Source organism: Paramagnetospirillum marisnigri (assembly GCF_001650715.1).
GTDB lineage: Bacteria > Pseudomonadota > Alphaproteobacteria > Rhodospirillales > Magnetospirillaceae > Phaeospirillum > Phaeospirillum marisnigri.
The window spans coordinates 15,171-40,144 of record NZ_LWQT01000054.1 but is presented as its reverse complement, the minus strand read 5'-3'; the positions used below and the strand labels follow the sequence as shown (position 1 = coordinate 40,144).

Below are 24,974 nucleotides of genomic sequence, written 5' to 3'. Positions count from 1 at the left end.
TGACGCCTCCGGGCGCTACGCACCCTACGCCATCATCCCCAGGCAAAAGCTGCTACACCACTCGACGGGACATGACCCCACCCACCCTTCGAGAATCCCCACGGCTACAACTTCCGACTCAACTACCCACCGCAGCCCGAGTACACTCCCATGGAGGGTTCCCCCCACATCAAAATCTATCGCACGAAGAAGCCGTAGCTCCCATGCTCCATAAGTCAATCTTGGCCACGGTCGGGATATTTGGGATTGTCGCCGCCTCATCGTATTGGGTCTGGAAGACCCAATACGATGAGCAAAGGCCCATTAACATGGCACTCTTGAACAAGCATATGGAAACGTTTCTTCCAAAATATCGTAGGGAAGAATGCTTAGTGAGAGTTGATATTACGGATTCCGGCACATGGTCAGAAGCCCTCAAGGATAGGATTTTCAGGAACCTCATGCACTTCGTATCTGAGGCGCGCCCACAACTTGGGCCTTATTCATATCTTCTCAACCCAGCTACCGGACAAATGTTCGTCCAGTTCGCCGACGACTGCCCCAATCGGTTCGAGCATATGCGGGACTGGGCCAGACGCTACGCCCGCCGCTATGACGTTCCCCGCTTCACCGTCAGCACCGACATCATTACGCCTGGGCCGAATACCTTGGATCATCGCGATGAAGATGCTTGGGTGGAATGACAACCGAGACGAACCGGCGACATGCCCCTTCGAGGATTCCCCTCATAGCAAGCTTTACCGGACGAAAAAGCCGTAGTGATCATGCGGAAAATATTTGCCATCGGCACAGCCGGATTTTTTGCCGTCGCGCTGATGTCGTACTGGATTTGGAAAACCCAGTACGACGAGCGGCGCGTGATTGACCCAGCCCCATTGAGCAAACATATGGAAAATTTTGTTGCCAAGTACCGTCGAGAGGAGTGCCTGGCGCGCCTTGACTTCATGTCTTCCGGCAGTTGGTCGGAAGACATGAATCAGCGAATATTCCGCAGCCTGACGAGATTCGTGGCGGAAGAACAGCCGCAAATGGGATTATTCTGGTGGGCTCTCAACCCAGCTACCGGACAAATGTTCGTCCAGTTCGCCGACGACTGCCCCAATCGGTTCGAGCATATGCGGGACTGGGCCAGACGCTACGCCCGCCGCTATGACGTTCCCCGCTTCACCGTCAGCACCGACATCATCACGCCTGGGCCGGACACCCTGGACCATCGAGACGATCTCTGGATCGACTGACAGCCTGGGCCTTCAAGCCCGCGCCGCCCGCACCCCCAGCACCACGCCGCCCACCAGCAGCACCAGCCCGGCCATGGTGCCGGATTCCGGCCACTGGCCGCGATAGAGGAAGGTGTAGGCCATGCCGAACACCGTCTCGAACACGATCATCTGGCCCGAGACTCCGGCGGGCAGCAGGCGGCTGGTCTGGTTCCAGAACCAGGTGCCCAGCCAGGAGGCGCAGATTCCGAGCACCAGCATCAGCCCGACGAACAGCCAGGGGTCGGGGCCGAACGGCCAGTCGAAGCCGGGCATGCCGTCCACCACCAGGAAGGCGGCCAGGGCCAGCGGCAGGGTGGCGAGGCCTTGGGCGGTGGCCCAGCCCGACATGGACAGGCTAGGTCGCGCCTTGATCCAGGCGGCGTTGCGCAATGGGTACCAGGTCCAGCAGATCAGGGCACCCAGCGCGGCGAGCAGCCCGAGCGCGTAGTCCTCGCCCGCCCCGGCCCCCGCCCGGCCCCATTCATCATGATGGACCAGTCCGAGGCCCAGGCCGATCACCACCAGCGGCAAGGCCAGCCTTCGCCAGGCGATCCGATGCGCGCCCCGGTTCCCCACCACGCTGATCACCACCGGCAATGTGCCGATGATCATGGTGGTCATGGGGGCTCCCGCCCGCTGCACCGCCAGGGCGATGCCCAGGTAATAGAGCATGTTGCCGATCAGGCTGAGTTCCAGGGCGCGCAGCCAGTCGGCGCGGCCCAGTCGCAGCAGATGGGCACGCCCCAGCCAGGCGGGCACCAGCACCACCAGCCCGAAGGCGAGATAGCGCCCCGCCGACAGCACCAGGGCGGGATAGTCGGGCAGCAGCAGCGGCACCAGGAAGATGGTGCCCCACATCACCCCCGCCCCCATGCCGAAGGCGGTTCCCGCCAGCAAGGGGTGCCGGATCACTGTTTGACCGTGCCAGCGTCCTGCCCGAACAACACCTTCTTGGCCTCTTCCGACACCACCGGCTGGGTGTTGACCGCCTCGGCGCGAGCATAGGCCCGCTGGACCGCCGGGCGGGCCTTGATGGCCTCGAACCAGCGCTTCAGATTGGGGGTGTCGTCGAGAATCTGCCCCTGGCGCTCCCACGGCACGATCCAGGGATAGGCCGCCATGTCGGCGATGGAATAGTCGCCCGCCACGAAGTCGCGCTCACTCAGACGCTTGTCCAGCACGGCATAAAGACGGCTGGTCTCCTTGACATAGCGGTTGATGGCATAGGGGATCTTCTCGGGGGCGTAGAGGGCGAAATGATGATTCTGCCCCGCCATGGGCCCCAGCCCGCCCATCTGCCAGAACAGCCATTGCAGCACCTCGACCCGGCCCCGGATGTCGGCGGGAATGAACTTGCCGGTCTTTTCCGCCAGATAGAGCAGGATGGCGCCGGATTCGAACACGCTGATGGGCGCGCCGCCGCCCGCCGGGTCATGGTCGACGATGGCGGGCATGCGGTTGTTGGGGGAGATTTTCAGGAAGTCAGGCTTGAACTGGTCGCCCTTGCCGATATCCACCGGGATGATGCGATAGTCCAGCCCCGCCTCTTCCAGGAACACGGTGATCTTGTGGCCGTTGGGGGTGGTCCAGTAATAAAGGTCGATCATTTGGTTCCGTCTCCCCGAAAAGGACGATTCGATGTCGGCGAATAGATGGTGGCATCCCCAGGCCTTCGCCAGCCGCAGGGACAATCTTGCCGTGCGAAGCCGCGCCGTCCAAGCGGTTCGTGGCTTTTTCGCCGAGCGCGACTTCGCCGAGGTGGAAACCCCCTGCCTGCAGGTCTCGCCGGGAATGGAGCCCCATCTCAAGGCCTTCACCACCACCCTGCACGACGCCAGCGGCGGCCCGGCGCTGGAGCTGGCGCTCCACACCAGCCCGGAATTCGCCATGAAGAAGCTGCTGGTGGCGGGGGTGCCCCGGCTGTACCAGTTGGCGCGGGTGTTCCGCAATGCCGAGCGCTCGCCCACCCATCACCCGGAATTCACCATGCTGGAATGGTACCGGGCCGGAGCCACGGTGGACGCACTGATGGAGGACATGGAGGCCCTGGTGCGCCAGTGCGCCCGCGCCGCCGGGGTGACGGAGCTGCACCGTGCCGGTCGGCTGTGCGATCCCTTCGCCCCATGGCGGCGGCTGTCGGTGGCCGAGGCCTTTTTCGAGTATGCCGGGATCGACGTATTGGCCACCGCCCCCGACCCGCTTAGCCCCGACCGCGACCTTCTGGCGGCCGAGGCGCGCCGCATCGGCATCTCGGTCAGCGATTTCGACCGCTGGGACGACATCTTCTTCAAGGTCATGCTGGACCGCATCGAGCCCCATCTGGGCGAGGGCGTGCCGGTCTTCCTGCATTCCTATCCGCTGTCCATGGCGGCACTGGCCCGGCCCTCGCCCCAGGACCCCCGTGTGGCGGAACGCTTCGAGGCCTATGCCTTGGCGGTGGAACTGGCCAATGCCTTCGGCGAGTTGACCGACGCCGCCGAACAGCGCCGCCGCTTCGAGGCCGACATGGCGCTGAAGGCCGAGCTTTATGGCGAAACCCATCCGGTGGACGAGGATTTCCTGGCCGCGCTGGAATTCGGCATGCCGGAAAGTGCGGGCATCGCCCTGGGCTTCGACCGCCTCGTCATGCTGCTGTGCGGCGCCGAGAGCATCGATCAGGTGCTGTGGGCGCCGGTGGCGTCGTAGGAAGAAAGCCCCCCTCCCGACCTCCCCCCATGCTCTGCACGGGGAGAGGGGAAATTTAGCGCACCCCTTTCTTCCCCCTCCCCCGGCATGCCGGGGGAGGGTTGGGGTGGGGGCCTTACACGGAAGCCCTCACCCGAAGCCGCATTCCACCAGCAGCTTGTGGAAGTCGCGCAACGCCTTCTCGCCCTGGCTGGGATCGGGGCAACTGGCCACGAACTTTTCCTCGAACTGCTTCTGGCGCAGATGCTCGACGACGCGGGCCTTGGCCATGTTCAGCGACTTGCCTTCGATCAGCACGCCCGCACCGCAGAACTTCACCAGCCGGATGGCCCGCGCCGCCAGGGGATCGTCGGGCTTGTCCACCTTTTCGATGATTTCCTGCTCGGTCAGGTATTTGACCATCACCTCGTCGATCAGGTCGGCTAGCGGTTTCTTGAACCCGTCCACCAGCACCGGACAGCTCTTCAGCGCCTTGTGGGCCGCCGACAGCGCCGCCATGCGGGCGGGTGGCGGCAGCCGCACCGCCACCCATTGGTCCATATGGGAGGATCGCCGGATATGGGCCTCCAGCACCTCGGTCAGCACCTCGCCCATGCTCTTGCCCAGACTGGAAGCACACAGGGTCAGCAGGAATTGCAGCCGGACGCAGCCATCCGCCAGGGCGCCCAACATCAGTTGCAGCGCCTGGGGCGCCGCCACGGTGGCGCCGCCGGAATTGAGCACCCGCGAACCCCGCTGCAACAGGGACTCGGCCAAAGGCGGGCCGCCAGTGACGCTGTCCTTGTCCACAAGACGATGCAGCATCTTGTGGAACATCTCGTATTCCTGGCTGGGATCGTTGCGCGACAGGGGGTTGACGCCGCCGACCTCGCGGATGACGCGGGCCATCAGGACCTCGCGCGACTGGGGCAGGCAGCCTTGGGCGAACAGGGCATTGAGATCGGTGAAGGTCTGGGGCGCGAATTTGGCGGCCTCTCCCTTGCCTTCCACCAGATTGACGATGGTGCACAGCGCCGCCGAAAGATTGGACTGGAAGCCCAGCAGGTCCTGGATCACCTGGGCCGGAACCATCAGGTCGGCGATGACGGCGTCGATCACGGCCATGTTGGCTTGCCCGGCCGGTTCCGCCGCCCAGGCGATCACCATGTCCAGCTTGCCGAACCAGCTGCGCTTTTCCAGCAGGGCCAGGGTCATGAGGGCGCGCAGGGTGAAGGCGTCGCCGCCGCTGGCATTGACCGCGTCGGTGAAATTGGCGGGCGTCTTGGGCTTCTTGGCGACGAAGTCCTTGGCGCGGGCCATCAGCTGTTCCCAGGACTTGTCGAGGAAGTCCTTGCGCGCCTTGGAGTTCTCGTCACCCGCCGCCTTGGCCTGCAGGGCAGAGACCCGATCGATGGCGCCGAACAGCAGGTTGCCCTTGTCGCCGAAGCGCTTCATCTCCTTCTGGTCGTGCAGCAGTTCGAAGGGCGTGATCAGCGCCTCGTCGAGATATTTGCGCAGCAACCGGCCGATGGTGGTCCGCGACGGCTGGCCGTAGAAATCCTCCAGCGTGGCGCAAAGCGGCGCCTCGGTGATGGAGGCCAGGGTGGGATCGCCGGGGCCTTTCTGGGCGATCTGCTTTTCCAGCAGCACCGTCTCGGTATGGGTGCCGTCGATACGCTGGTAATCCTTGACCACCCGGACGGCGGCATGATTGCCCGCCTGAACCAGATTCTCGGCGAAGGCCTTGGCCTTGTCCTCGTCGGCCGCCATCTCGGCGATGACCCAGTGCTTGCCGTCGAGAACCTGGACCTCGAACGAAGTCTTGGGCGAACTCATGGCGTTGCCTCCGCCATGAGCTTGTCACGGCGACGCCGGGATTCGGCCAAGCCCTCGGGGCCGATCTTGTTCTCCAGCGCCTCGGCCGCCTGCCGCGACGCGTCCGCCACCGCCGCCACACCCGAGGCGCCGGCGAGAGTCAGCCAAAGATGGGCCTCGACGGAATCGGCCGGGCGGCCCTGGCCGCGCTCGCACATGATGGCCAGTTGGTACTGGGCACCGGCATTGCCCGCCCGCGCGGCACGCTCCAGCCAATAAATGGCCGAGGCCTCATCCTTATCGACGCCGGTGCCGGTCAGCAGCATCAGGGCGAAATTGTATTGGGCGGCGGGCAATCCTTGCGCGGCGGCGCGGCGGCACAGCGAGGCGGCTTCGGCTGGATCGGCCTCGGCACCCCGGCCCTGGCGCAGCATGTTGGCCAGGTTGAACTGGGCCTCGGCTTCCCCCTGCTCGGCGGCCTGGCGGTAGAGTTCCACCGCCTTTTCCTCGTCCTTGTCGACACCGCTGCCGGATTCGTGCAGCGCGCCCAGGGCGAACAGGGCGGCGGATTCTCCCTGGTCGGCGGCCTGGCGGAACCACTGCGCCGCCACGTCGGGGCTGGCCTCGACGCCCCGGCCCTGGCGAATCATGTTGCCCAGATTGAACTGGGCCTCGGCGTCGCCCTGCTTGGCGGCCTCCATGTACCATTTCAGCGCATGGGCATTGCTCTGCGTCACACCCAAGCCGAGGTCGTACATCACCGCCAGGGAGTACTGACCGCGCACGTCGCCTGCCTTGGCCGCCTGGGTGTAGAGGCGAACCGCCTCGGCCGGGTCGGCGGGGACTCCCTTGCCCTCGCGATAGGCATTACCCAGCGCAACCAGTGCCGCCGTCTCGCCCTTGTCGGCGGCGGCCTTCAGCACGGCGGGATCCACCGGCTTTTCCTCGCCGATCTGCAGCGGATCGGTTTCCACCTCGATCACCGGCAAGGGAGTCAGGGCGGGATCGGGCTTGGCGGCGGGGGCCGGAGCGGGCTTGGCTTGGCGAGGCGCCGGGGAAGGGGGGGGCGGCTCCGGCTGAGGCGCGACCTCGGCGGGAGGAGGCGATGGTTCGGCGCTCCCCCCGCTCCAGTCCAGCCGGGGAGCGGGCTGACGCGGTCCCGGCAGGTCATCGACCCGCCGCTTCACATCGACACCATCGGCCGCCATTTTTTTCAGCAGGTTCACTGCGTCCTGGTTGCCCTGGCGGGCGGCGCGCACCAGCCACACCACCGCCTCGTCCACGTCGCGCTTGACCTGATAGCCCAGGCGGTAAAGATCGCCCAGCTTGAACTGGGCAACGGGGTCGTTCTCCAGGGCCAGTCGCCGGTATCGGGTGACGATCTCGGGTTCGCGCGCCATGACGTTCTTCCGTCCCCAATTGCTGTGCCACCAGCATGCCGGAAGCGATGCCCGCTGTCGAGAACAGCCCAGACGAAGGTTTGGGCTTGCCCCGGCCCGCGCCCCCCACTATCAACCGCACATGGAATCCATCGCCCTCGACATGGATACGCGCCTCTATACGGGAATTGCCGATTCGGCGGCGGCCCGGCGCGACCTGCTGCGCCGAAATCTGGCGGAAACCCTTGGGGTTGAAGCCGATGGGATCGAGTTTGACCGGGACGCCGCCGGCAAGCCGGTCCTGGTCGCGCCCGATATCAACCTGTGGTTCTCGACCGCCTCGCGGGACGGCGTGATGGTGATCGCCCAATCGCGGCGCGGTCCCGTGGGGGTGGATGTCGAAACCCTGGGCCGTTGCGACAGCGGCCAGAACGTGGCCGACGCCCTGTTCTCCGCCAGCGAGGCCCACTGGCTGCGCGCCCAGCCGACATCCGAGCGCGACATGGCCTTCGGCCGATTGTGGACCGCCAAGGAAGCCGTGCTGAAAGCCATGGGAGTCGGCATTGCCGATGGGATGAACCATCCGGATTTCGGCGACGGGCTGGTATCGGGTCCACCACCATGGCCCTCGGTCGTTGCGGAGCTGGGTAGCGCCTCCTATACTGTCGTCTGGTATACCTCCATGGTCGATGAAGCTTTTATCATCGCCGCCCGGGCGGAGCCTTCCGCCGGACGGTCTTTCGGGATGTCATGAACAATCTCTCTCCACTTCCGCCTGCATCGCTGCTAGGCCCGGCCGATCCGTCGCTGGCCCGCGACGAGCTGCTGTGGGAAATCTTCGCCGCCACCGCCACACAGGTTCCCGGCTCCGTCGCCCTGACCTTCGGCGAGACCCGCCTGACCTATGGCGCGTTGTCGCAGCGCGTGGAAAAGGTCGCGGCGGCCCTGGCCGCCCGAGGCATTGGGCGGGGCAGCTTCGTCGGGCTGTGGATGAGCCGGTCGCTGGACCTGCATGTGGCATTGCTGGCCATCCTGCGCACCGGCGCCGCCTATATTCCGTTCGACACCGATGCCCCCGCCGAGCGGGTGGCCGAATGCCTGGACGACTGCCAGGCCCGGGCGGTGGTGGTGGATGCCGTCACCGCCGGAGGCATCAAGGCGCCGCTGCCCGGCGTGACCCTGACCCTGCCCGCGCTTGAAGCCGAAAGCGCCCCCGCCGCCGCCGATCCGCGTGCCCTGGGGGCCGGGACGGCCGATCCCGCCTATGCCATCTACACCTCGGGCTCCACCGGCAAGCCCAAAGCCATCGTCATTTCCCAGCGCAACATCTGCCATTACCTGCGCGCCGCCAATACGGTCTACGGCATCGGGCCGTCGGACGTGGTGTTCCAGGGCGCCTCGGTGGCCTTCGACCTGTCGCTGGAGGAGATCTTCGTCCCCTATATGGTGGGAGCCTCGCTCTGGGTGGCCGGTCGCCAGACCCTGGCCGAGGTCGATCGCCTGCCCGACATCCTGGTGGATGCGGGCATCACCGTCATGGACACGGTTCCCACCCTGCTGTCGCTGATGCCGCGCGATATCCCGTCGCTGCGCGTCATCATCCTGGGCGGCGAGGCCTGCCCCCCGGCCCTGGCCGAGCGCTGGTGCCGACAAGGCCGCCGCATCTTCAATTCCTACGGCCCCACCGAGGCCACCGTGGTCGCCACCGTGGCCGAGGTGATGCCGGGCAAGCCGGTGACCATCGGACGGCCCATCCCCAATTATGTCTGTCACGTGGTGGACGAGTTGCTGCACCCGGTGGCTCCGGGCACCACCGGCGAGTTGCTGATCGGCGGCCCGGGGGTGGCGGCGGGCTATCTCGGCCGCCCCGAACTGACCGCCGAGAAGTTCATCGCCAATCCCTGGGATACGGAAGGCCGCGCCCCGATCCTGTATCGCTCGGGCGATGCCGTCAGCATCGATGAGGACGGCAATCTGGCCTTCCACGGCCGCATCGACGATCAGGTGAAGATCCGCGGCTTCCGGGTGGAACTGGGCGAGATCGAGGCCCGCATCGTCGCCCAGCCCGGTATTGCCCAGGCCGCCGTAAGCCTGCGCACCGACGATGGCATCGAGCGGCTGGTGGCCTATGTGGTGGCCGAGGCCACGCCTGACACCGCCGCCTTGCGCGAGACCCTGCGCGAGCAGCTTCCCGCCTATATGGTGCCGTCGCGCCTGCTGGTGCTGCCGGAACTGCCCCGGCTGGTCTCGGGCAAGCTGAACCGCAAGGCGCTGAAGGACATTCCCCTGGACGCCGATGGCGGCGACGAGCAGGAAGAAGCCGCCAGCCCCACCGAGGCCGCCCTGCTGGACGCCGCCCGCCGGGTGTTCCCCGGCCAGGCCATTCCCTTCGAGGCCGACTTCTTCACCGAATTGGGCGGTCATTCGCTGCTGGCGGCGAAATTCGTCTCGGCGGTGCGCGAGACCCCGGCGCTGTCCAGCCTGACCCTGAACGAGATCTACGCCCTGCGCACGCTCAGGGCCATGGCCGCCACCCTGGACGCCCGGGCGCCCAAGCCCGGAACCAAGGCCGCCGACCGCTCCTTCACTCCGCCGTCCTGGCGCCGCCGCTTCCTGTGCGGCCTGGCTCAAGGGCTCGCCATGCCCTTCGTGCTGGCGTTGATCACCGCGCCCTGGCTCGGCGTGTTCGTCAGCTACATGCTGCTGTCGGGCGAGGACGCGGGCATCTGGCGCGAGATCGGGACCCTGATGGTCACCTATGCCTTCATCAATGTCGGCACCGTCGCCGTTTCCATCGCCTTGAAATGGGTGATCCTGGGCCGCACCCGCCCCGGCCGCCACAAGCTGTGGGGCGTCTATTATTTCCGTTGGTGGCTGGCGCAACGGGTGGTCAGCGTCGCCCATATCAAGTGGTTCCAGGGCACGCCCATCATGGGCATCTATCTGCGCCTGCTCGGCGCCAGGGTCGGCAGCGACTGCATCATCTCGGAACTGGAAGCCGGCGCCTTCGATCTGGTGGAGATCGGCCAGGGCGTCGCCATCGGCGGCAAGGTGCGGCTGGCCAATGCCGAGGTCATCGGCGACGAGTTGGTGATCGGCCCCATCAGCATCGGCGACGACGCCTATATCGGCACCTCCTGCATCATCGGCCACGACACCCATCTGGCCGAGGGCGTTGAGCTGGGCGACATGACCGCCGTACCCTCGGGCGCCCGCCTTGGCGCCTGGGAGCACTGGGACGGCTCGCCCGCCACCCGCATCGGCATGGTGGACAAGGACGCCCTGCCCGCCCCGGCCACCGCTTCCAAGGCGCGCAAGCTGGGCCTGACCCTGTTCTATGGCCTGATGCTGGTGGTGCTGCCGCCCATCAGCCTGCTGCCCATCTTCCCGGCCTTCAAGATCTTCGAGAAGATGACCGAGGTCCTGAATGTCAGCGAGACCATCGATTTCCTGATTTCCCTGCCGCTGATGGCCTGGCCCACCGCCATGGCCCTGATCGCCATCACCGTGCTGCTGATCGCCGCCGTGCGCTGGTCGGTGCTGCCGGTCGTCACCGCCGGTCACTATTCGGTCTATGGCGGCTTCTACGTCCGCAAGTGGATCGTCGCCCTGGTCACCGAACTGACCCTGGAAACCCTGTCGTCGCTCTACGCCACCGTCTATATGCGCATGTGGTACCGGCTGATGGGCGCCAAGATCGGCAAGGACGCGGAAATCTCGTGCAACCTGTCCGGTCGCTACGACCTGACCGAGATCGGCGAGCGCTGCTTCATCGCCGACGAGGTGGTGCTGGGCGACGAGAGCATCCGGCGCGGCTGGATGACCCTGGAACCGGTCAAGACCGAGGCCCAGGTCTTCGTCGGCAATGATGCGGTGGTGCCGCCGGGATGCCGCATTCCCACCGGCACCCTGATCGGCATCAAGTCACGCCCCCCCGCCAATGAACTGATGAGCCCCGGCGATACCTGGTTCGGCAGCCCCCCCATCAGGCTGCCGGTGCGCCAACGCTTCGACGCGGTCGGTGCCGACTGGACCTATGCGCCGCCAGCCTGGAAGCGGCTGTGGCGGGCGGTGTTCGAGGCCTTCGCGGTGTCGTTGCCCACCATGTTGTTCATCACCTTCGGCATCTCCACCGTCGAGGCCATCGAACCCTATATCGTCCAGCGGGACTACCTGCTGGTGATCGGGCTGTTCATCGTGGCCTCGGTGGCGATTTCCCTGGCCCTGTGCGCCTGCTCCATCGCCGTCAAATGGCTGATGATGGGGGTCTATCGCCCCACCGCCAAGCCCATGTGGTCGTGGTGGGCGCTGCGGACCGAGGCGGTGGCGGTGATGTACTGGGGGCTGGCGGGCAAGGTGCTGCTGGACCATCTGCGCGGCACTCCCTTCCTGCCTTGGGTGCTGCGGCTCTATGGCTGCCGTTTCGGCAGAGGCGTGTTCATGGACACCACCGACATCACCGAATTCGACTGCATCGATGTGGGCGATTTCTGCGCCATCAACTCGCTGTCGGCGCTGCAGACCCACCTCTACGAGGATCGGGTGATGAAGGTGGGCCGGGTCAAGCTCAGCCGAGGCGTCACCATCGGCAGCGGTTCCACCGTGCTTTACGACACCCATGTGGGGGAATTCGCCCGTATCGGCGCCCTGACCATCGTCATGAAGGGCGAATCCATTCCGGCCCATGGCCAATGGGCGGGCGCCCCGGCCCAGACGGTCGGATCCATATGATTGCCAAGCATTCGCTGACCATCGCTGGCCACGCCACCAGCGTGACCATCGAGCGCGAATTTTGGGACGAGTTCAAGAGTATCGCCGAATCGCGGGGCGTCTCGGTCAATCAACTGGTGGCCGAAATCGACTCGACCCGGTCGGGCAATCTGTCCTCGGCCATCCGGGTCTTCGTGCTGCGCGAGGTGAAAGGGCGCCGGGCGGACTGATCCTGGACCCGTCCGCGCCGCCGCCCCGCCCCCTATTTCATGCGGCTGAGCACGAACCAGGTCAGACCGCCGGTAACGGCGAGGATGGCAACCAGAAAGCCCAAAGCGATACGGGCGGTGTCGTCAATAACCATGGTATTTCCCCCACATCATCTTAGCGTGACAATGGTCAAATCTAGCAGCGGCAAACCCCCGCCGCTTTGATCTGGATCAGTGCCCATCCGTCACCCAAATGTCATGCCAACAAACTTGTAGGTTCGATTTTTTGGGCATAACATTCCCGTGAGAGGATCGCGCTGAGTGGCGAGAAGGGCATCCATGAGCATCCGTGTCCAAAACGACCTGACCCTCGCTGAAACCGGAGCCCTGGCTTTGGACGAGGCGGCGCGCAAGCTTGACCATGCCGCGGACGCCGCCGCCTTTCTCGAGGCGGTGCGCCAGAACCAACGCGTCTGGCAAAGCATCGGACATCTGGCCGCCACCCGCTCTTGGCGGGTGCCCAACCGTGGCATGGTCGCCTATGCCCTGAAGACCACCGACGAGGCGTCGGGCAAGGGCGGGCGCGATGACCGCATCCACGCCCTGATCGACATCAACCGGCAGGTATCCGCCGTCCTGGCCGGTGATGGCGGTCTCGATGCCTTGCGGCAGCGGGCACAACGGCTGTGGGAAGAACGTGGCCGCCCCTTCGGCGCCCCCTTGGAACAATGGCTGCTGCTCGAAATTGAAAGTTCGGCCGCCTGAGACGCCGGACCTATAACAGGTCCGGCATCCCCTTGGCCAAGGCCTGACGCTCGGCGGCGAAGCTTCCCGACAGGGCGAAGCCCAAGGGCTTGCCATCGGGATCGACGAACAGCGCCTTGCGATCCCCCCCTTCGCCCTCCACCCGCCAGTCCCCGACCGTCCCGGGCGCCGGAGGGCATACCGCCATGGCCAGGGCGGGGGTCTTGACCACCACCGGCAAGGCCGGAAGCTTCAGGGGCGTGTCGGTTCCGGCCAGGGTGGCGGCCAGGGCCTTGGCCTGGGCCATCAGGGGCAGAACGAAGGGCAGCGGTCCCGCCTCGGTCTGGGCGCAATCGCCCAGGGCGAAGATGGCCGGGTCGGAGGTCCGCAGGCAGCGGTCGACCACGATCCCCTTGTCCACCGCCAGCCCCGCCGCCTGGGCCAGGGCGAGGCGGGGGATCAGGCCGATGGCCGACAGCGCCTTGTCGAAGGCAACCACCGTGCCGTCATCCAGCACCGCCTTGCCCGGCTCGAACCTGGCGACCGAGCGGCCCAGATGAAGCGTGACGCCGATCCCGGTCAATGCCTTGGCCATCTCGTCGCCCAATGCCTGGGGCAACAGGCGGCCCAGTGGCCACGGCGCCGGGTCCACCACGGTGACCTTCTGGCCACCGGTGGTCAGGTCGTTGGCGAATTCCGAGCCGATCAGCCCAGCGCCGATCAGCAGGACGCGGCCGCCGGGGATCAGCCCGTCGCGCCAGACGGCGTAATCATCCAGATCGTTGACGGTGTGGATGGTCACCCGATCCGAGCCTTCCGCCTTGTACGGGCGGGGATCGGCGCCGATGGCCAGCACCAACCGGCCATAGGGCACGCTGCGCCCGTCGCCCAAACTCACCAGCTTGGCGGCCCGGTCGATGCCGGTGACCTTTTGCCGGGTGATGACGTTCAGGGACAGATCGGCTTCCATCTGCCCGGCGGACTTCATGACCAGACCGGCCAGATCCTTGCCCTGGGCAAAGGCGGCCGACAGCATGGGCTTGCTGTAGGACTCGCCGCCGTCGGCGGTGATCACGGTGATGGCGGTGGCGGGAGCCAGCTTGCGGAGCTCGCGGGCCAGGGAATAGCCCCCGAGCCCGCTGCCGACAATGACCACTCCCCCAGGGGCTCCCGAGGCGGTCATGGCTCAGCCCTCCTGCACTTCGAAATCGGCCTTGGACACGCCGCAGTCGGGGCAGCACCAATCGTCGGGAATATCTTCGAAGGCGGTGCCGGGGGCGATGCCTTCATCGGGCAGGCCGAGGGCGGGGTCATAGACGAAGCCACAGACGACGCAGACATACTTCTTCATGGTTCTTCTCCTCTTCGAGCGGATGTCTCAGGCGCCCTTATGGGCGTCCAGGGTGGCCTGATAGTGGGCGGCGTGGCGTTCCTCGACCTTGGCCAGGGCCGCGAAGCGCTTGGCCGCGGTGGCCAGGATCTTGGCGAAACGCTCGGCATGCTCCTTGGATTCGGCGATCTGCTCGTCCATTTCCTTCACGGCGGCGCTGTTGCCTTCCTGCTCGGCCAGATGGCGGAACTTGGGGTACATCTCGGTGTACTCGTAGGTTTCGCCGTCGATGGCCATCTGCAGCATCTTCTCCACCGTCAGTTCGGCCTTGGGATAGAGCAGTTCAAGATGCCCGAAGGCGTGCATGGTCTCCTGCTCGGCGGTGCGCTCGAAGGTCTCGGCCACCTCGATGGCGCCGAGCTCGCGCGCCCGGCGGGCGAAGTAGAGATACTTGCGGTTGGCCATGGATTCGCCGGCGAAGGCGGCTTCCAGATTCTTGATGGTGGGGGAAGCGGTGTCGTTTGCCATCGGTGTGTCTCCTTGGGTTGATCCGATGGACAGACACTACCGGAACAATATAATCGAGTGAAACGAGTTAGATTTGTTTTTATAATCGGAAAATTCGATTATTCTATCTCCTTCTCAGGATCTGAGAAGGAGATGGCAAGCGCAACGCGCGCCGCGCCTCATGGCGCGAAAGCCAAGCGAAGCGCCCGGCGCCTGAGGGACTTGCGGCGGATCAATTCATTGAACCGCCGACAACGTTGACCTGCCAGCCGCCGCCCATGGCCTTGTACAGCCCCACCACCGCCTGCAACTGCGACAATCGCGCCTGGGCCAGGGCATCCTGGGACGCGAACAGGGTCTTCTGGGTATTGAGCACCGTGGTGATATCCACGGTCCCCGCCGCCATCAGCGAGCGGGCGATATCATAGGCCCGGCGGGCCGCCGCCTCGGCATTGCGCTGGGCTTCCACCTCGCTGGTAGTCATTTCCATGGCGATCAGGGCGTTTTCCACATCCGAAAAGGCCGAGGCCACGGATTTGCGATAGGTGGCGGCGAGTTCGTCCTGGCGGGCGCGCTTCTGCTCCACATTGCCCGCGATCTTGCCGCCGTCGAAGATGGTCTGGGTGACGGACGAGGCCACCGACCACAACAGGCTGGAATGGGTCATCATCTTGGCGAAGTCCAGGCTTTGGAATCCAGCCTGGCCGGTCAGCGAGAGGGATGGGAACCAGGCGGCGCGGGCCACGGCGATATTCGCGTTGGCGGCGCGCAAGCTGGCTTCCGCCGCCTGCACGTCCGGCCTGCGGCCCAGCAGTTCCGAGGGCAGCCCCGGCGCCGGGGTGGGAATGGCGATCAGGTCCAGAAGCTCGGGCTCGAGCGCGAATTCCTCGGGCAGACGCCCGGTCAGGATGGCGAGCGCGTTGATGTCCTGGCGCAACTGCTGTTCCAGCGGCGGCGTCACCGCGCGCTGGTTGGCCACCACGCTTTCCTGCTGGGCCACGTCCAGCGAGGTCGCCATGCCGGCGCCGAAGCGGTCGCGATAGACCTGCAGCACGCTTTCGGCGTTGGCGATATTGTCGCGGGCCAGCCGCAGACGTTCCTGCAAGCCCAGGATGCTGAAATAGGTGGTCGCCACGCTGGCCTGGGCGGTCAGCATCACCGTCTGCTGGTCGAAGCGCGAGGCCTGGGCCGCCGCCTCGGCCGAGGCCAGACCGGCGGCGTTCTTGCCCCAGAAGTCGATCTCGTAGCTGGCGGTGAGCAGGGCATTGGTCGAGGTGGAATGGGTGGCCTTGGCGAGGCGGGTGGAGGACGAGGACGATGAACTGGACGACGCCGCCATGGAGGCGCGCGAGCGGGTGGACCCGGCACTGGCCGACAGCGACGGCAGCAGCGGAGCCCCCATGATCGCCACTTCGGCATCGGCCTGGCGCACCTTGGCCATGGCCACCTGGATGTCGAAATTGCCCAGGCTGGCCGCCCACATCAGCTCGTTGAGCCGCAACGAGCCGAAGCGCCGCCACCACTCGGCCGAGGGCCATTCCTCGCCCCTGGCCTGGGCCGGGGCATTCTTCCAGGCCACGGGCGGCTTGGTGTCGGGACGCTGATAGGGATCACCCACCGAACAGGCGGTCAGCGCCAGGGCGACGACGGCAAGCGGCAGAACTCTCATCGGGCGAACTCCTCACCCGCCGCCTGACGCCGTCCCTTGATCCGCCGGGCGAGGCGGGCAAGGGCGAGATAGACCACGGGAGTTGTATACAATGTCAGAATCTGGGACAGCAGCAGCCCGCCGACGATGGCGATGCCCAGCGGCTGGCGCAGGGCGCCGCCCGGCCCGGTGGCCAGGGCCAGCGGCACCGCCCCCAGCAGCGCGGTCAGCGTCGTCATGGTGATGGGGCGAAAGCGGATGCGGCAGGCCTCCAGGATGGCGTCCCGGGGGGCGGCGCCGCGCTTTTCCGCCTCGATGGCGAAATCCACCAGCAGGATGCCGTTCTTCTTGACGATGCCCATCAGCAGGAAGACGCCGATGACGCTGATCAGGGTCAGTTCGGTGCCGGTGGCCAGCAGCGCCAGCAAGGCCCCGATCCCGGCCGAGGGCAGGGTGGACAGGATGGTCAGCGGATGCAGCGTGCTCTCATACAGCACCCCCAGCACGATGTAGATGGTCAGCAGGGCGGCCAGGATCAGCACCGGCTGGTCCTTCAGGGACTCGGCGAACACCTTGGCATTGCCCGCGAATTCCCAGCGCACCCCGGCGGGCAGGCCGATGGAACGCGCCGCCATGGCCAACTTCTCCGCCGCCTCGCCCAAGGGCGTGCCGGGCGCCAGGTTGAAGCTCAGGGTCGCCGCCGGGAACTGGCCCTGATGGGCCACCGTCACCGGCGCGGTGGTGGTCTCGAAGCGGGCCAGGGCGTCCAGCGGCACGGCGCGGCCATCGGCGGCGCGCACCCACAGCAGATGCAGGGTCGCCGGGTCCTCCTGGAAACGGGGCTCCACCTCGAGGACCACCTTGTACTGGTTGCGCTGGGTATACATGGTCGAGACCGGGCGCTGGGCAAAGGCGTTCTGCAGCACCTGATCGATTTCGGTGATGCTGACCTTCAGGCGGGCGGCGGCATCGCGGTCGACCACCACCTGCACCTGGGGAATGGCGGAATCCTGGTCGCTGGAGACATCCAGCAGGCCGGGCTCGGATTTGAGGCGCGCCACCAGCCTGGGCGTCCATTCCCGCAATTCCTCCAGCGACTCGCTCCACAGTACGAACTGGAACTGGGCCTTGCCCATGCGCCCGCCCACCCGGATATCCTGGCCGGGGAACATGAATACCGACACCCCCGCCACCTGAGCCAGCTTGGGCCGCAACCGGTTGATCACCTCCTGGACGCTGGCCTTGCGCTCGCCCAGCGGCTTCAGGGTGAGGAACATGCGGCCCTGGTGATTGGTGCCGAAGCCCCCCGCTCCCACGAAGGAGCCCAGCCCGGCCACGTCCGGGTCCGACAGCAGCACCTCAGCCACCTTCTGCTGGCGCTCGGCGATGGCCCGGAACGAGATATCCACCCGCCCCTCGACGCTGACGAAAGCCATGCCTGTGTCCTGGGGCGGGAAGAAGCCCTTGGGCACGACACCGTAGAGATAGACCGTCAGCCCCACCGTCGCCAGCACCCCCGCCAGCATCAGGCGGGAATGGGCCAATACCCAGCCCAGGCCGGACAGATAGGTCTGCTCGGCCCATTCCATGGCCGCCTGGCCCATGCGGGCCACCCGCGAGGGCGGGCGCGGCGTGGCGCGGGCCATCAGATGGCCGAACAGGGTGGGCGTCACCGTCAGCGAGATCAGGGCCGAGGCCACCACCGCCACCGACAGGGTGACGGCGAATTCGCGGAACAGACGCCCCAGGATGCCGCCCATGAACAGGATCGGCACGAACACCGCCACCAGCGACAGGGTGATGGAGACGACGGTGAAGACGATCTCGCGCGCGCCCTTGACCGCCGCCTCCAGCGCCGACTCGCCGTTTTCCATGTGGCGGGTGATGTTCTCGATCATGACGATGGCGTCGTCGACCACGAAGCCCACCGCGATGATCACCGCCATCAGCGAGATATTGTTGAGGCTGTATCCCACCAGCCACATCACCGCGAAGGTGGCGGCCAGCGACAGCGGCACGGTGATGGACGCCGCCAGGGTCGGGGTCATGCGGCCCAGGGACAGATAGACGATCATGATCACCAGGGCGATGGAGATCACCAGGGTGGTCTCGACGTCGTCCAGATTGCCGCGGATGTTGACGGTGCGGTCGGAAACCACGGAAACCTTGGCCCCGGCGGGCATCCAGCGTTGCAACTGCGGCAGGATGTCCTTGATGCGGTCCACCGTCTCGACCACGTTGGCGCCGGGCTGCTTGCTGATGATCAGCAATACGGCGCGGTCGCGGTTGAACCAGCCGCCGGTGCGGGAATTCTCGCTGGCATCCACCACCTGCGCCACCGAGGACAGCCGCACCACGGCGCCATCGGCGGATTTCAGGATCAGCGGCGCGTAAGCAGCGGCGGTGAACAGCTGATCGTTGACGGCGATGGACAGGGCTTCGCTTTCACCGTCGAAGCTGCCCTTGGGCAGATTGACATTGGCCTGGGCCAGGGCGGTCCTCACATCCTCCATCCCCAGCCCCATGGCGGCCAGACGCGACGGATCGACCCGCACCCGCACCGCCGGCTTGTCGGCACCGCTGAGCGTCACCTGGGCGACGCCTTCCACCTGGGAGATGCGGCTGGCCATGATGGCGTCGGCGGCATCGTAGACCTTGGACATGGGCAGCGAGGCCGAGGTCACCGCCAGGATCAGAATGGGGGATTCCGCCGGATTGACCTTGCGATAGGTGGGGGGCTGCGGCAGGTCCAGGGCCAGTTCGGCCATGGCGGCGTTGATGGCGGCCTGGACATCGTGGGCGGCGCCGCTGATATCGCGGTCCAGGTCGAACTGAACGGTGATGCTGGTGGAGCCCTGGGTACTGGTGGAGGTCATCTCGGCGACGCCGGGAACCTCGCCCAGCCGACGCTCCAGCGGCGCCGCCACCGTGGCGGCCATGGTGGCGGGGTCGGCGCCGGGCAGCCGCGCCGTGACCGAGATGGTGGGAAAGTCCACCTTGGGCAGCGGCGCCACCGGCAAATCCTGGAAAGCAGCGGCACCCGCCAGGAACAGCCCCGCCGCCAGCAGCAGGGTCGCCACCGGCCGGCGGATGAAGATGGCGGAAAAGCCGCTCATGCCGTCCCGCCCGCGGGCGAGGATTGGCTGAAGCGGCTCTTCAGCCGCTCGAAGGCCAGATAGATCACGGGCGTGGTGTAAAGCGTGATCAGCTGCGACAGCAGCAGGCCGCCGACGATGGAAATGCCCAGCGGGCGGCGCAGTTCCGAGCCGGTGCCGCTGTCGATGGCCAGGGGCAGGGCGCCCAGCAGCGCCGCCATGGTGGTCATCATGATGGGGCGGAAGCGCAAAAGGCTGGCCTGGACGATGGCGTCCCTGGGAGACATCCCCTGGCCGCGCTCGGCCTCCAGGGCGAAGTCGATCATCATGATGGCGTTCTTCTTGACGATACCCATCAAGAGGATGATGCCGATCAGCCCCACCAGCGACAGGTCGTTGCCGGTGGCCATCAGCGCCAGCAGCGCCCCGATACCGGCCGAGGGCAGAGTCGACATGATGGTGACCGGGTGGATGGTGCTTTCATACAGCACACCCAGCACGATGTAGATCACCACCAGGGCGGCCAGGATCAGCCAGGGCTCGTTTTCCAGCGAGCGACGGAACTCGGCGGCGTCACCGGAAAAGTCGCCGGTAATGGTCTCGGGCATCTCCAACTCGCGGCCGATCGTCTCGATCTCGCGGATGGCCTGGCCCAGCGAGGCACCGGGCGCCAGATTGAAGCTGAGCGTCACCGCCGGGAACTGTCCCTGATGGGTGATGGCCAGGGGAACCCGGCTGCGCGTCACCTTGGCGAAGGCGGCCAGCGGCACCAGCCCGCCATTGCTCGAGCGCACATAGATGGCGCCGAGTGTCTCCGGCCCCAACTGGTATTCCGGGGTGACCTCCAGGATGACGTGGTACTGGTTGACCTGGGAATAGATGGTGGAAATCTGGCGCTGGCCGAAGGCGTCGTACAGGGTGTCGTCGATGGCCTGGGGCGCCACGCCCAGCCTTGCCGCCTTGTCACGGTCGATGACGATATCGGCTTGGAGCCCGCCATCCTGGGAATCCGAGGCCAGATCGGTCAGCAGCGGCGAAGCCCGCAGACGCTCCAGCACCCGTGGCGCCCAATGGGCCAGTTCCGCCGCGTCGATATCGGTCAGGGTGTATTGGAACTGGGTGCGGCTGGTGCGGGGACTGAGCTGGATGTCCTGGGCCGCCTTCAGATGCGCCTCCAGCCCGGCCACCGGGCGCAGCGCCTCGGACATGCGGGCGATGACCTGCTCGGCCGAGGCATCGCGCCGCTTTCTCGGCTTCAGCACGATGGTCATGTGGCCGGTATTGGCGGTGATGTTGACGCCGCCGGTTCCCAGGAACGAGGCCACCGCCGCCACGTCCGGATCGGCCCGCGCGATGTCGGCGGCCCGGCGCTGCAACTCCACCATGGCGCGGAACGAGATTTCCGGCCGCCCGTCGGTGGTGGCGATGATCATGCCGGTATCCTGGCTGGGCAGGAAGCCCTTGGGCACCAGGATGTAGAGCGCGATGGTCCCGGCCAGGGTGGCCACCGCCAGCCACAAGGTGGCGGCCTGGCGCCCCAGCACCCAATCCAACGAGCGGGCGTAAAGCCCGGTCAGGGACTTGAACACCTTGCCGGATTTGGCGTCCTCGTGGCCGCCCTTCAGCAGATGGCCGCACATCATGGGGGTCAGGGTCAGCGATACCACCGCCGAAACCACCACCGCCACCGTCAGGGTCAGGGCGAATTCGCGGAACAGCCGCCCGACGATTCCCTCCATGAACAGCAGCGGGATGAACACCGCCACCAGCGAGACGGTCAGCGACACGATGGTGAAGCCGATCTCGGCGGCGCCGGTCAGCGCCGCTTCCAGCGGTTTCATGCCCTTCTCGATATAGCGGACGATGTTCTCGATCATGACGATGGCATCGTCGACCACGAAACCGGCCGAGATGGTCAGCGCCATCAGCGACAGGTTGTCCAGCGAGAATCCGGCCAGGGCCATCACCCCGAAGGTGCCCACCAGGGACAGCGGCAGCGCCACCGCCGGGATCAGGGTGGCGCGCGGGCTGCGCAGGAACACCCAGATCACCCCGATCACCAGCACCACCGTCAGCACCAGGGTGAATTCCACATCCGCCACCGAGGCGCGGATGGTCTCGGTCCGGTCCGCCAACACCGAGACGGTTACCCCCACCGGCATGGCGCGGCGCAGTTCCGGCAGCTTGGCCGAGATGCGATCGACGGTGGCGACGATATTGGCGCCGGGCTGGCGCTGGACATTGAGGATCACCGCGGGCTTGCCGTCATACCATCCGGCGGCCCGGGAATCCTCCACTCCCTCCACCACCTGCCCCAGGTCCTGCACCCGCACCGGGGCGCCGTTGCGCCAGGCGATGACCTGGGTGGGATAATGGGCCGGGTCGGAAATCTGGTCGTTGGCGCCCAGCGACAGGGCCTGGGACACGCCGTCGAAACTGCCCTTGGGCAGGTCCACATTGGCCTTGGACAAGGCGGCGCGGACGTCTTCCAGCGACAGGCCATAGGCCGCCAGCCGGGCCGGGTCCATCTGCACCCGCACCGCCGGGCGCTGGCCGCCTTCCACCACCACCCGGCCGACACCGGAAATCTGGCTCAGCTTCTGGGCCAGCAGGGTGTCGGCCACGTCGTTGACCCGGGTAATGGGCAGGGTGTCCGAGGTCAGCGCCAGGGTCAGAATGGGCGGATCGGCGGGATTGACCTTGGAATAGACCGGCGGATAGGGCAGCGCCTGGGGCAGAACGCCGCGCGCCGCGTTGATGGCGGCCTGCACGTCCTCGGCCGCCACGTCGATGCTCTTGGACAGGTCGAACTGCAAGGTGATGGCGCTGGCGCCCTGGGACGAGGTCGAGGTCATCACCGACAGGCCCGGGATCAGCCCGAACTGGCGTTCCAGCGGGGTGGTGATCAGCGAGGCCATGGTATCGGCCGAGGCGCCGGGCAGACGGGTGGACACCTGGATGGTGGGGAAATCCACCTGGGGCAGCGCCGAGACCGGCAGCAGGCGGAAACCGAGGGCGCCGGTCAGCACCACCGCCAGGGCCAGCAGCCAGGTGGCGACGGGGCGATGGATGAACGGGGCCGAGATATTCATTGGGCCGCGCCCCGCCCCTCCGGTTCCTTGCCCGGCCCGCCGTTCCCCTTGCCGCCTCCGGCTTCCCCGCCGAAGACGACGCGGCTGCCTTGGGCCAGCTTGGCGACGCCGTCCACCACCACGGTCTCGCCCTCCTCGACCCCGGCATCCAGCAGCACCTGATCGGCCTCGACGGTGGCGACGGCCACCGGCCGCATCTCGACGGTGCGGTCGGGCTTGACCACGAAGACATAGGAGCCCTGGGGCCCGCGCTGCACGGCGGGGGACGGAATCACCAGACCGCCCTGGCGCACCGACAGCAACAGCCGCACATTGACGAAGCCGCCCGGCCACAGGCGGCGTTCGGCATTGGGCATCACCGCCTTCAGCTTGATGGTGCCGGTGGTCTGGTCGATCTGGTTGTCCACCAGTTCCAATTCTCCGGTATCCACCAGGGCGCGGGTTTCGGGCCGCAGCGCCAGCACACTCAGGCGCCCGTCCTCGCGCAGCCGGTCGGTGATGGCGGGCAGGCTCTGCTGCGGCAGGGTGAAGATCACCGAAATGGGCTGCACCTGGGTCAGGGTCACCAGCCCGGTGGCGTCGGACGCCCGGACCTGATTGCCGCGATCCACCAGCCGGATGCCCGCCCGACCATCGATGGGGGCGGTGATCACGGTATAGCTCAGCATGGTCTTGGCATTGCTGATGGCGGCCTCGTCCAGGCGCACCGTCGCCTCCAACTGGCGGACCAGGGCGCGCTGGGTGTCGACGCTTTGCCCCGTCACCCGGTCGCCCAGCGAGACATAGCGGGCGAGGTCGCGCCGCGCCGCCTCCAACTGGGCGAAATCCTTGTCGCGGGCCGCCTGCGCCTGCTGGTACTGGGCGCGATAGGTGCGCGGATCGATCTGGGCCAGCACATCGCCCGCCTTGACGTCCTGGCCTTCCTTGAACAGCACTTCCACCAGCTCGCCATCGACGCGCGAGCGCACCGTGACGGTGTTATAGGCCTGGACCGTGCCCAAGGCGTCGAGATAGATGGGAACATCCTTGCGGGCCGCCTGGGCGACCACCACGGGGACCGGCCGATCAGGCCCACCCGGCTTGCCCGCGATCTTGTCGGGCTTGCCCAGGCTTGGCAGAACCAGGGCCGCAGCCACCGCGACCGCCAGCAGCGCCAGCGCCACCGGCACCCGATGCCGACCAATCTTTCCCACCATGTCCTGGACACGCACCCTCGACCTCCCGGGCAATGTTGGAACGGCGATTATGCGCAATCACCGCCATCCTGTCTGTAACAGAGGGTAACCGAATAGATTCGGCTTATACGTTGGACATAGCGGTTTATAATTCATCAACATTGCGCTGCTATCGTTCGGCTGAAAATCATCGGGGAGGATGCGGGAATGTGGATCGATCAGCGGCTCTGGACCAAGGACAGCGGCTGGAGCCCGGCGGCGGCGGTGCCCGGCGAAGCGTCGCTGGTGCTGTATTTCGCGGCGCCCGGAGCGATGGACCCGACGGCCCTGTTCCAGGAGTTGAAGGCCCGCTACGGCAATGCCGCCATCGTCGGCTGCACCACCGGCGGCGAGATCGGCGGCAATGACGTGCTGGACGACAGCATCGTCACCGCGGCGGTGGGCTTCGACAAGGCCAGGGTCCGGGTTGCGGCCCGCGATATTTCCGACGTCTGCCAATCGGGCACCATCGGCGCCGAACTGGCCCGCGATCTGGCCCCCAGATTGGGCGAAAGCGAGCTTCGCGCCATCTTCATCCTGTCCGACGGCACCAAGGTCAACGGCGACGCCCTGGTGGACGGTTGCATCGACGCGGTGACCGAAGGCGTGGTGGTCACCGGCGGCCTGGCCGGGGACGGCGCCCGCTTCCAATCCACGGCGGTGGGCTGCAACGATGCCATGCGGGCCGGCCGGGTTGCAGCCATCGGCCTTTACGGCGACAGCCTGGCCATCGGCCATGGCAGTTTCGGCGGCTGGGATGAATTCGGCCCGCCCCGCACCATCACCAGATCGGCGGCCAATGTGCTCTACGAGTTGGACGGCGAACCGGCGCTGGACCTCTACAAGCGCTATCTGGGCGAGGAAGCCCAGGGACTGCCCGGCAGCGCCCTGCTGTTCCCGCTGTCCATCCGCCCGTCCATGGGAGCCGAGGGCGGCGAGGTGGTGCGCACCATCGTCGGCATCGACGAGGATGCCAAGTCCATGACCTTCGCGGGCGACGTGCCCACCGGCCATGTGGCACGGCTGATGCGCGGCAATTTCGACAATCTGGTGGACGGCGCGGGCAAGGCGGCCGAGGCCGCCGATACCCAGGCCCCCTGCCTCGCCATCCTGGTCAGCTGCATCGGTCGCAAACTGCTGATGGGCCAGCGCATCGTCGAGGAAGTGGAAATCGTCTCGGATGTATTGGGCGGCAACGCCAACCTGATCGGCTTCTACTCCTATGGAGAAATCTCTCCCCATGGCTTCACCGGCAAGTGTGAGCTGCACAACCAGACCATGACCATCACCACCATTTCCGAGACCTGA

At 66.5% G+C, this 24,974-nt stretch carries 19 protein-coding genes; 8 read left to right on the top strand and 11 right to left on the bottom strand.

Annotation, left to right across the window (positions count from 1 at the left end):
- The first annotated feature begins 203 nt into the window (after positions 1 to 203).
- Positions 204 to 683, top strand: coding sequence for a hypothetical protein (locus A6A04_RS09865; protein ID WP_068492352.1), 480 nt, complete (start codon positions 204 to 206; stop codon positions 681 to 683).
- Between the two features lie 75 nt (positions 684 to 758).
- On the top strand, positions 759 to 1,238 hold the full coding sequence (locus tag A6A04_RS09860; protein ID WP_156612551.1) for a hypothetical protein: 480 nt from the start codon (positions 759 to 761) through the stop codon (positions 1,236 to 1,238).
- Positions 1,239 to 1,250: 12 nt separating this feature from the next.
- Here the strand turns inward: A6A04_RS09860 and A6A04_RS09855 are convergent, their stop codons facing one another.
- Both A6A04_RS09855 and A6A04_RS09850 read right to left on the bottom strand, forming a co-directional pair.
- Complete coding sequence (locus A6A04_RS09855) at positions 1,251 to 2,171, bottom strand: DMT family transporter (protein WP_216636091.1); 921 nt, start codon at positions 2,169 to 2,171, stop codon at positions 1,251 to 1,253.
- Positions 2,168 to 2,866 (bottom strand): glutathione S-transferase N-terminal domain-containing protein, encoded by a 699-nt coding sequence (locus A6A04_RS09850; RefSeq protein WP_068492347.1) that lies wholly within the window; start codon positions 2,864 to 2,866, stop codon positions 2,168 to 2,170. The genes A6A04_RS09855 and A6A04_RS09850 overlap by 4 nt, the downstream gene beginning before the upstream one ends.
- A gap of 31 nt (positions 2,867 to 2,897) precedes the next feature.
- Between A6A04_RS09850 and epmA the strand changes: the two genes are divergently transcribed.
- Positions 2,898 to 3,944 carry an EF-P lysine aminoacylase EpmA gene (epmA, locus tag A6A04_RS09845; protein WP_068492345.1) on the top strand — a complete coding sequence of 349 codons (1,047 nt, stop codon included), beginning with the start codon at positions 2,898 to 2,900 and terminating at the stop codon, positions 3,942 to 3,944.
- A gap of 129 nt (positions 3,945 to 4,073) precedes the next feature.
- Here the strand turns inward: epmA and A6A04_RS09840 are convergent, their stop codons facing one another.
- Positions 4,074 to 5,759: a hypothetical protein gene (locus A6A04_RS09840; RefSeq protein ID WP_068492343.1), complete on the bottom strand. Its 1,686-nt coding sequence runs from the start codon at positions 5,757 to 5,759 to the stop codon at positions 4,074 to 4,076.
- Positions 5,756 to 7,138, bottom strand: coding sequence for an SEL1-like repeat protein (locus tag A6A04_RS09835; protein ID WP_068492341.1), 1,383 nt, complete (start codon positions 7,136 to 7,138; stop codon positions 5,756 to 5,758). The genes A6A04_RS09840 and A6A04_RS09835 overlap by 4 nt, the downstream gene beginning before the upstream one ends.
- Positions 7,139 to 7,259: 121 nt before the next feature.
- On the opposite strand from A6A04_RS09835, the gene A6A04_RS09830 reads away from it, so the two are divergent.
- The 4 genes from A6A04_RS09830 to A6A04_RS09815 all read left to right on the top strand — a co-directional run bounded on the left by A6A04_RS09830 (position 7,260) and on the right by A6A04_RS09815 (position 12,801).
- Positions 7,260 to 7,871 carry a 4'-phosphopantetheinyl transferase family protein gene (locus A6A04_RS09830; RefSeq protein WP_068492339.1) on the top strand — a complete coding sequence of 204 codons (612 nt, stop codon included), beginning with the start codon at positions 7,260 to 7,262 and terminating at the stop codon, positions 7,869 to 7,871.
- Complete coding sequence (locus tag A6A04_RS09825) at positions 7,868 to 11,848, top strand: Pls/PosA family non-ribosomal peptide synthetase (RefSeq protein WP_068492337.1); 3,981 nt, start codon at positions 7,868 to 7,870, stop codon at positions 11,846 to 11,848. The genes A6A04_RS09830 and A6A04_RS09825 overlap by 4 nt, the downstream gene beginning before the upstream one ends.
- On the top strand, positions 11,845 to 12,057 hold the full coding sequence (locus tag A6A04_RS09820; protein ID WP_068492335.1) for a ribbon-helix-helix domain-containing protein: 213 nt from the start codon (positions 11,845 to 11,847) through the stop codon (positions 12,055 to 12,057). Before A6A04_RS09825 ends, A6A04_RS09820 begins: the two co-directional genes overlap by 4 nt.
- 318 nt (positions 12,058 to 12,375) lie before the next feature.
- Positions 12,376 to 12,801, top strand: coding sequence for a DUF2934 domain-containing protein (locus A6A04_RS09815; protein WP_068492334.1), 426 nt, complete (start codon positions 12,376 to 12,378; stop codon positions 12,799 to 12,801).
- Between the two features lie 10 nt (positions 12,802 to 12,811).
- On the opposite strand, the gene A6A04_RS09810 is transcribed toward A6A04_RS09815, so the two are convergent.
- The 7 genes from A6A04_RS09810 to A6A04_RS09780 all read right to left on the bottom strand — a co-directional run bounded on the left by A6A04_RS09810 (position 12,812) and on the right by A6A04_RS09780 (position 23,663).
- Positions 12,812 to 13,963: an NAD(P)/FAD-dependent oxidoreductase gene (locus A6A04_RS09810; RefSeq protein WP_068492331.1), complete on the bottom strand. Its 1,152-nt coding sequence runs from the start codon at positions 13,961 to 13,963 to the stop codon at positions 12,812 to 12,814.
- Positions 13,964 to 13,966: 3 nt separating this feature from the next.
- Positions 13,967 to 14,131: a rubredoxin gene (gene rd, locus A6A04_RS09805; protein ID WP_068492330.1), complete on the bottom strand. Its 165-nt coding sequence runs from the start codon at positions 14,129 to 14,131 to the stop codon at positions 13,967 to 13,969.
- A gap of 27 nt (positions 14,132 to 14,158) precedes the next feature.
- A complete protein-coding gene (locus A6A04_RS09800; RefSeq protein WP_068492328.1) occupies positions 14,159 to 14,638 on the bottom strand; it encodes a rubrerythrin family protein in 480 nt (159 codons plus the stop codon).
- Between the two features lie 211 nt (positions 14,639 to 14,849).
- Complete coding sequence (locus A6A04_RS09795) at positions 14,850 to 16,286, bottom strand: efflux transporter outer membrane subunit (protein WP_068492325.1); 1,437 nt, start codon at positions 16,284 to 16,286, stop codon at positions 14,850 to 14,852.
- Positions 16,283 to 19,381 (bottom strand): efflux RND transporter permease subunit, encoded by a 3,099-nt coding sequence (locus A6A04_RS09790; RefSeq protein ID WP_068492323.1) that lies wholly within the window; start codon positions 19,379 to 19,381, stop codon positions 16,283 to 16,285. Before A6A04_RS09790 ends, A6A04_RS09795 begins: the two co-directional genes overlap by 4 nt.
- The gene (locus tag A6A04_RS09785; RefSeq protein ID WP_068492322.1) at positions 19,378 to 22,452 is read right to left on the bottom strand and encodes a multidrug efflux RND transporter permease subunit; all 3,075 of its coding nucleotides are present in this window, start codon (positions 22,450 to 22,452) and stop codon (positions 19,378 to 19,380) included. Before A6A04_RS09785 ends, A6A04_RS09790 begins: the two co-directional genes overlap by 4 nt.
- The gene (locus A6A04_RS09780; RefSeq protein WP_245651154.1) at positions 22,449 to 23,663 is read right to left on the bottom strand and encodes an efflux RND transporter periplasmic adaptor subunit; all 1,215 of its coding nucleotides are present in this window, start codon (positions 23,661 to 23,663) and stop codon (positions 22,449 to 22,451) included. Before A6A04_RS09780 ends, A6A04_RS09785 begins: the two co-directional genes overlap by 4 nt.
- Before the next feature lie 171 nt (positions 23,664 to 23,834).
- Between A6A04_RS09780 and A6A04_RS09775 the strand changes: the two genes are divergently transcribed.
- A complete protein-coding gene (locus A6A04_RS09775; protein WP_068492320.1) occupies positions 23,835 to 24,974 on the top strand; it encodes an FIST signal transduction protein in 1,140 nt (379 codons plus the stop codon).

Coding starts and splice junctions, on each gene's coding strand:
- A6A04_RS09865 (WP_068492352.1), top strand. CDS start 204: ATGCTCCATAAGTCAATCTTGGCCACGGTCGGGATATTTGGGATTGTC.
- A6A04_RS09850 (WP_068492347.1), bottom strand. CDS start 2,866: ATGATCGACCTTTATTACTGGACCACCCCCAACGGCCACAAGATCACC.
- epmA (WP_068492345.1), top strand. CDS start 2,898: ATGTCGGCGAATAGATGGTGGCATCCCCAGGCCTTCGCCAGCCGCAGG.
- A6A04_RS09840 (WP_068492343.1), bottom strand. CDS start 5,759: ATGAGTTCGCCCAAGACTTCGTTCGAGGTCCAGGTTCTCGACGGCAAG.
- A6A04_RS09835 (WP_068492341.1), bottom strand. CDS start 7,138: ATGGCGCGCGAACCCGAGATCGTCACCCGATACCGGCGACTGGCCCTG.
- A6A04_RS09830 (WP_068492339.1), top strand. CDS start 7,260: ATGGAATCCATCGCCCTCGACATGGATACGCGCCTCTATACGGGAATT.
- A6A04_RS09825 (WP_068492337.1), top strand. CDS start 7,868: ATGAACAATCTCTCTCCACTTCCGCCTGCATCGCTGCTAGGCCCGGCC.
- A6A04_RS09820 (WP_068492335.1), top strand. CDS start 11,845: ATGATTGCCAAGCATTCGCTGACCATCGCTGGCCACGCCACCAGCGTG.
- A6A04_RS09815 (WP_068492334.1), top strand. CDS start 12,376: ATGAGCATCCGTGTCCAAAACGACCTGACCCTCGCTGAAACCGGAGCC.
- A6A04_RS09810 (WP_068492331.1), bottom strand. CDS start 13,963: ATGACCGCCTCGGGAGCCCCTGGGGGAGTGGTCATTGTCGGCAGCGGG.
- rd (WP_068492330.1), bottom strand. CDS start 14,131: ATGAAGAAGTATGTCTGCGTCGTCTGTGGCTTCGTCTATGACCCCGCC.
- A6A04_RS09800 (WP_068492328.1), bottom strand. CDS start 14,638: ATGGCAAACGACACCGCTTCCCCCACCATCAAGAATCTGGAAGCCGCC.
- A6A04_RS09795 (WP_068492325.1), bottom strand. CDS start 16,286: ATGAGAGTTCTGCCGCTTGCCGTCGTCGCCCTGGCGCTGACCGCCTGT.
- A6A04_RS09790 (WP_068492323.1), bottom strand. CDS start 19,381: ATGAGCGGCTTTTCCGCCATCTTCATCCGCCGGCCGGTGGCGACCCTG.
- A6A04_RS09785 (WP_068492322.1), bottom strand. CDS start 22,452: ATGAATATCTCGGCCCCGTTCATCCATCGCCCCGTCGCCACCTGGCTG.
- A6A04_RS09775 (WP_068492320.1), top strand. CDS start 23,835: ATGTGGATCGATCAGCGGCTCTGGACCAAGGACAGCGGCTGGAGCCCG.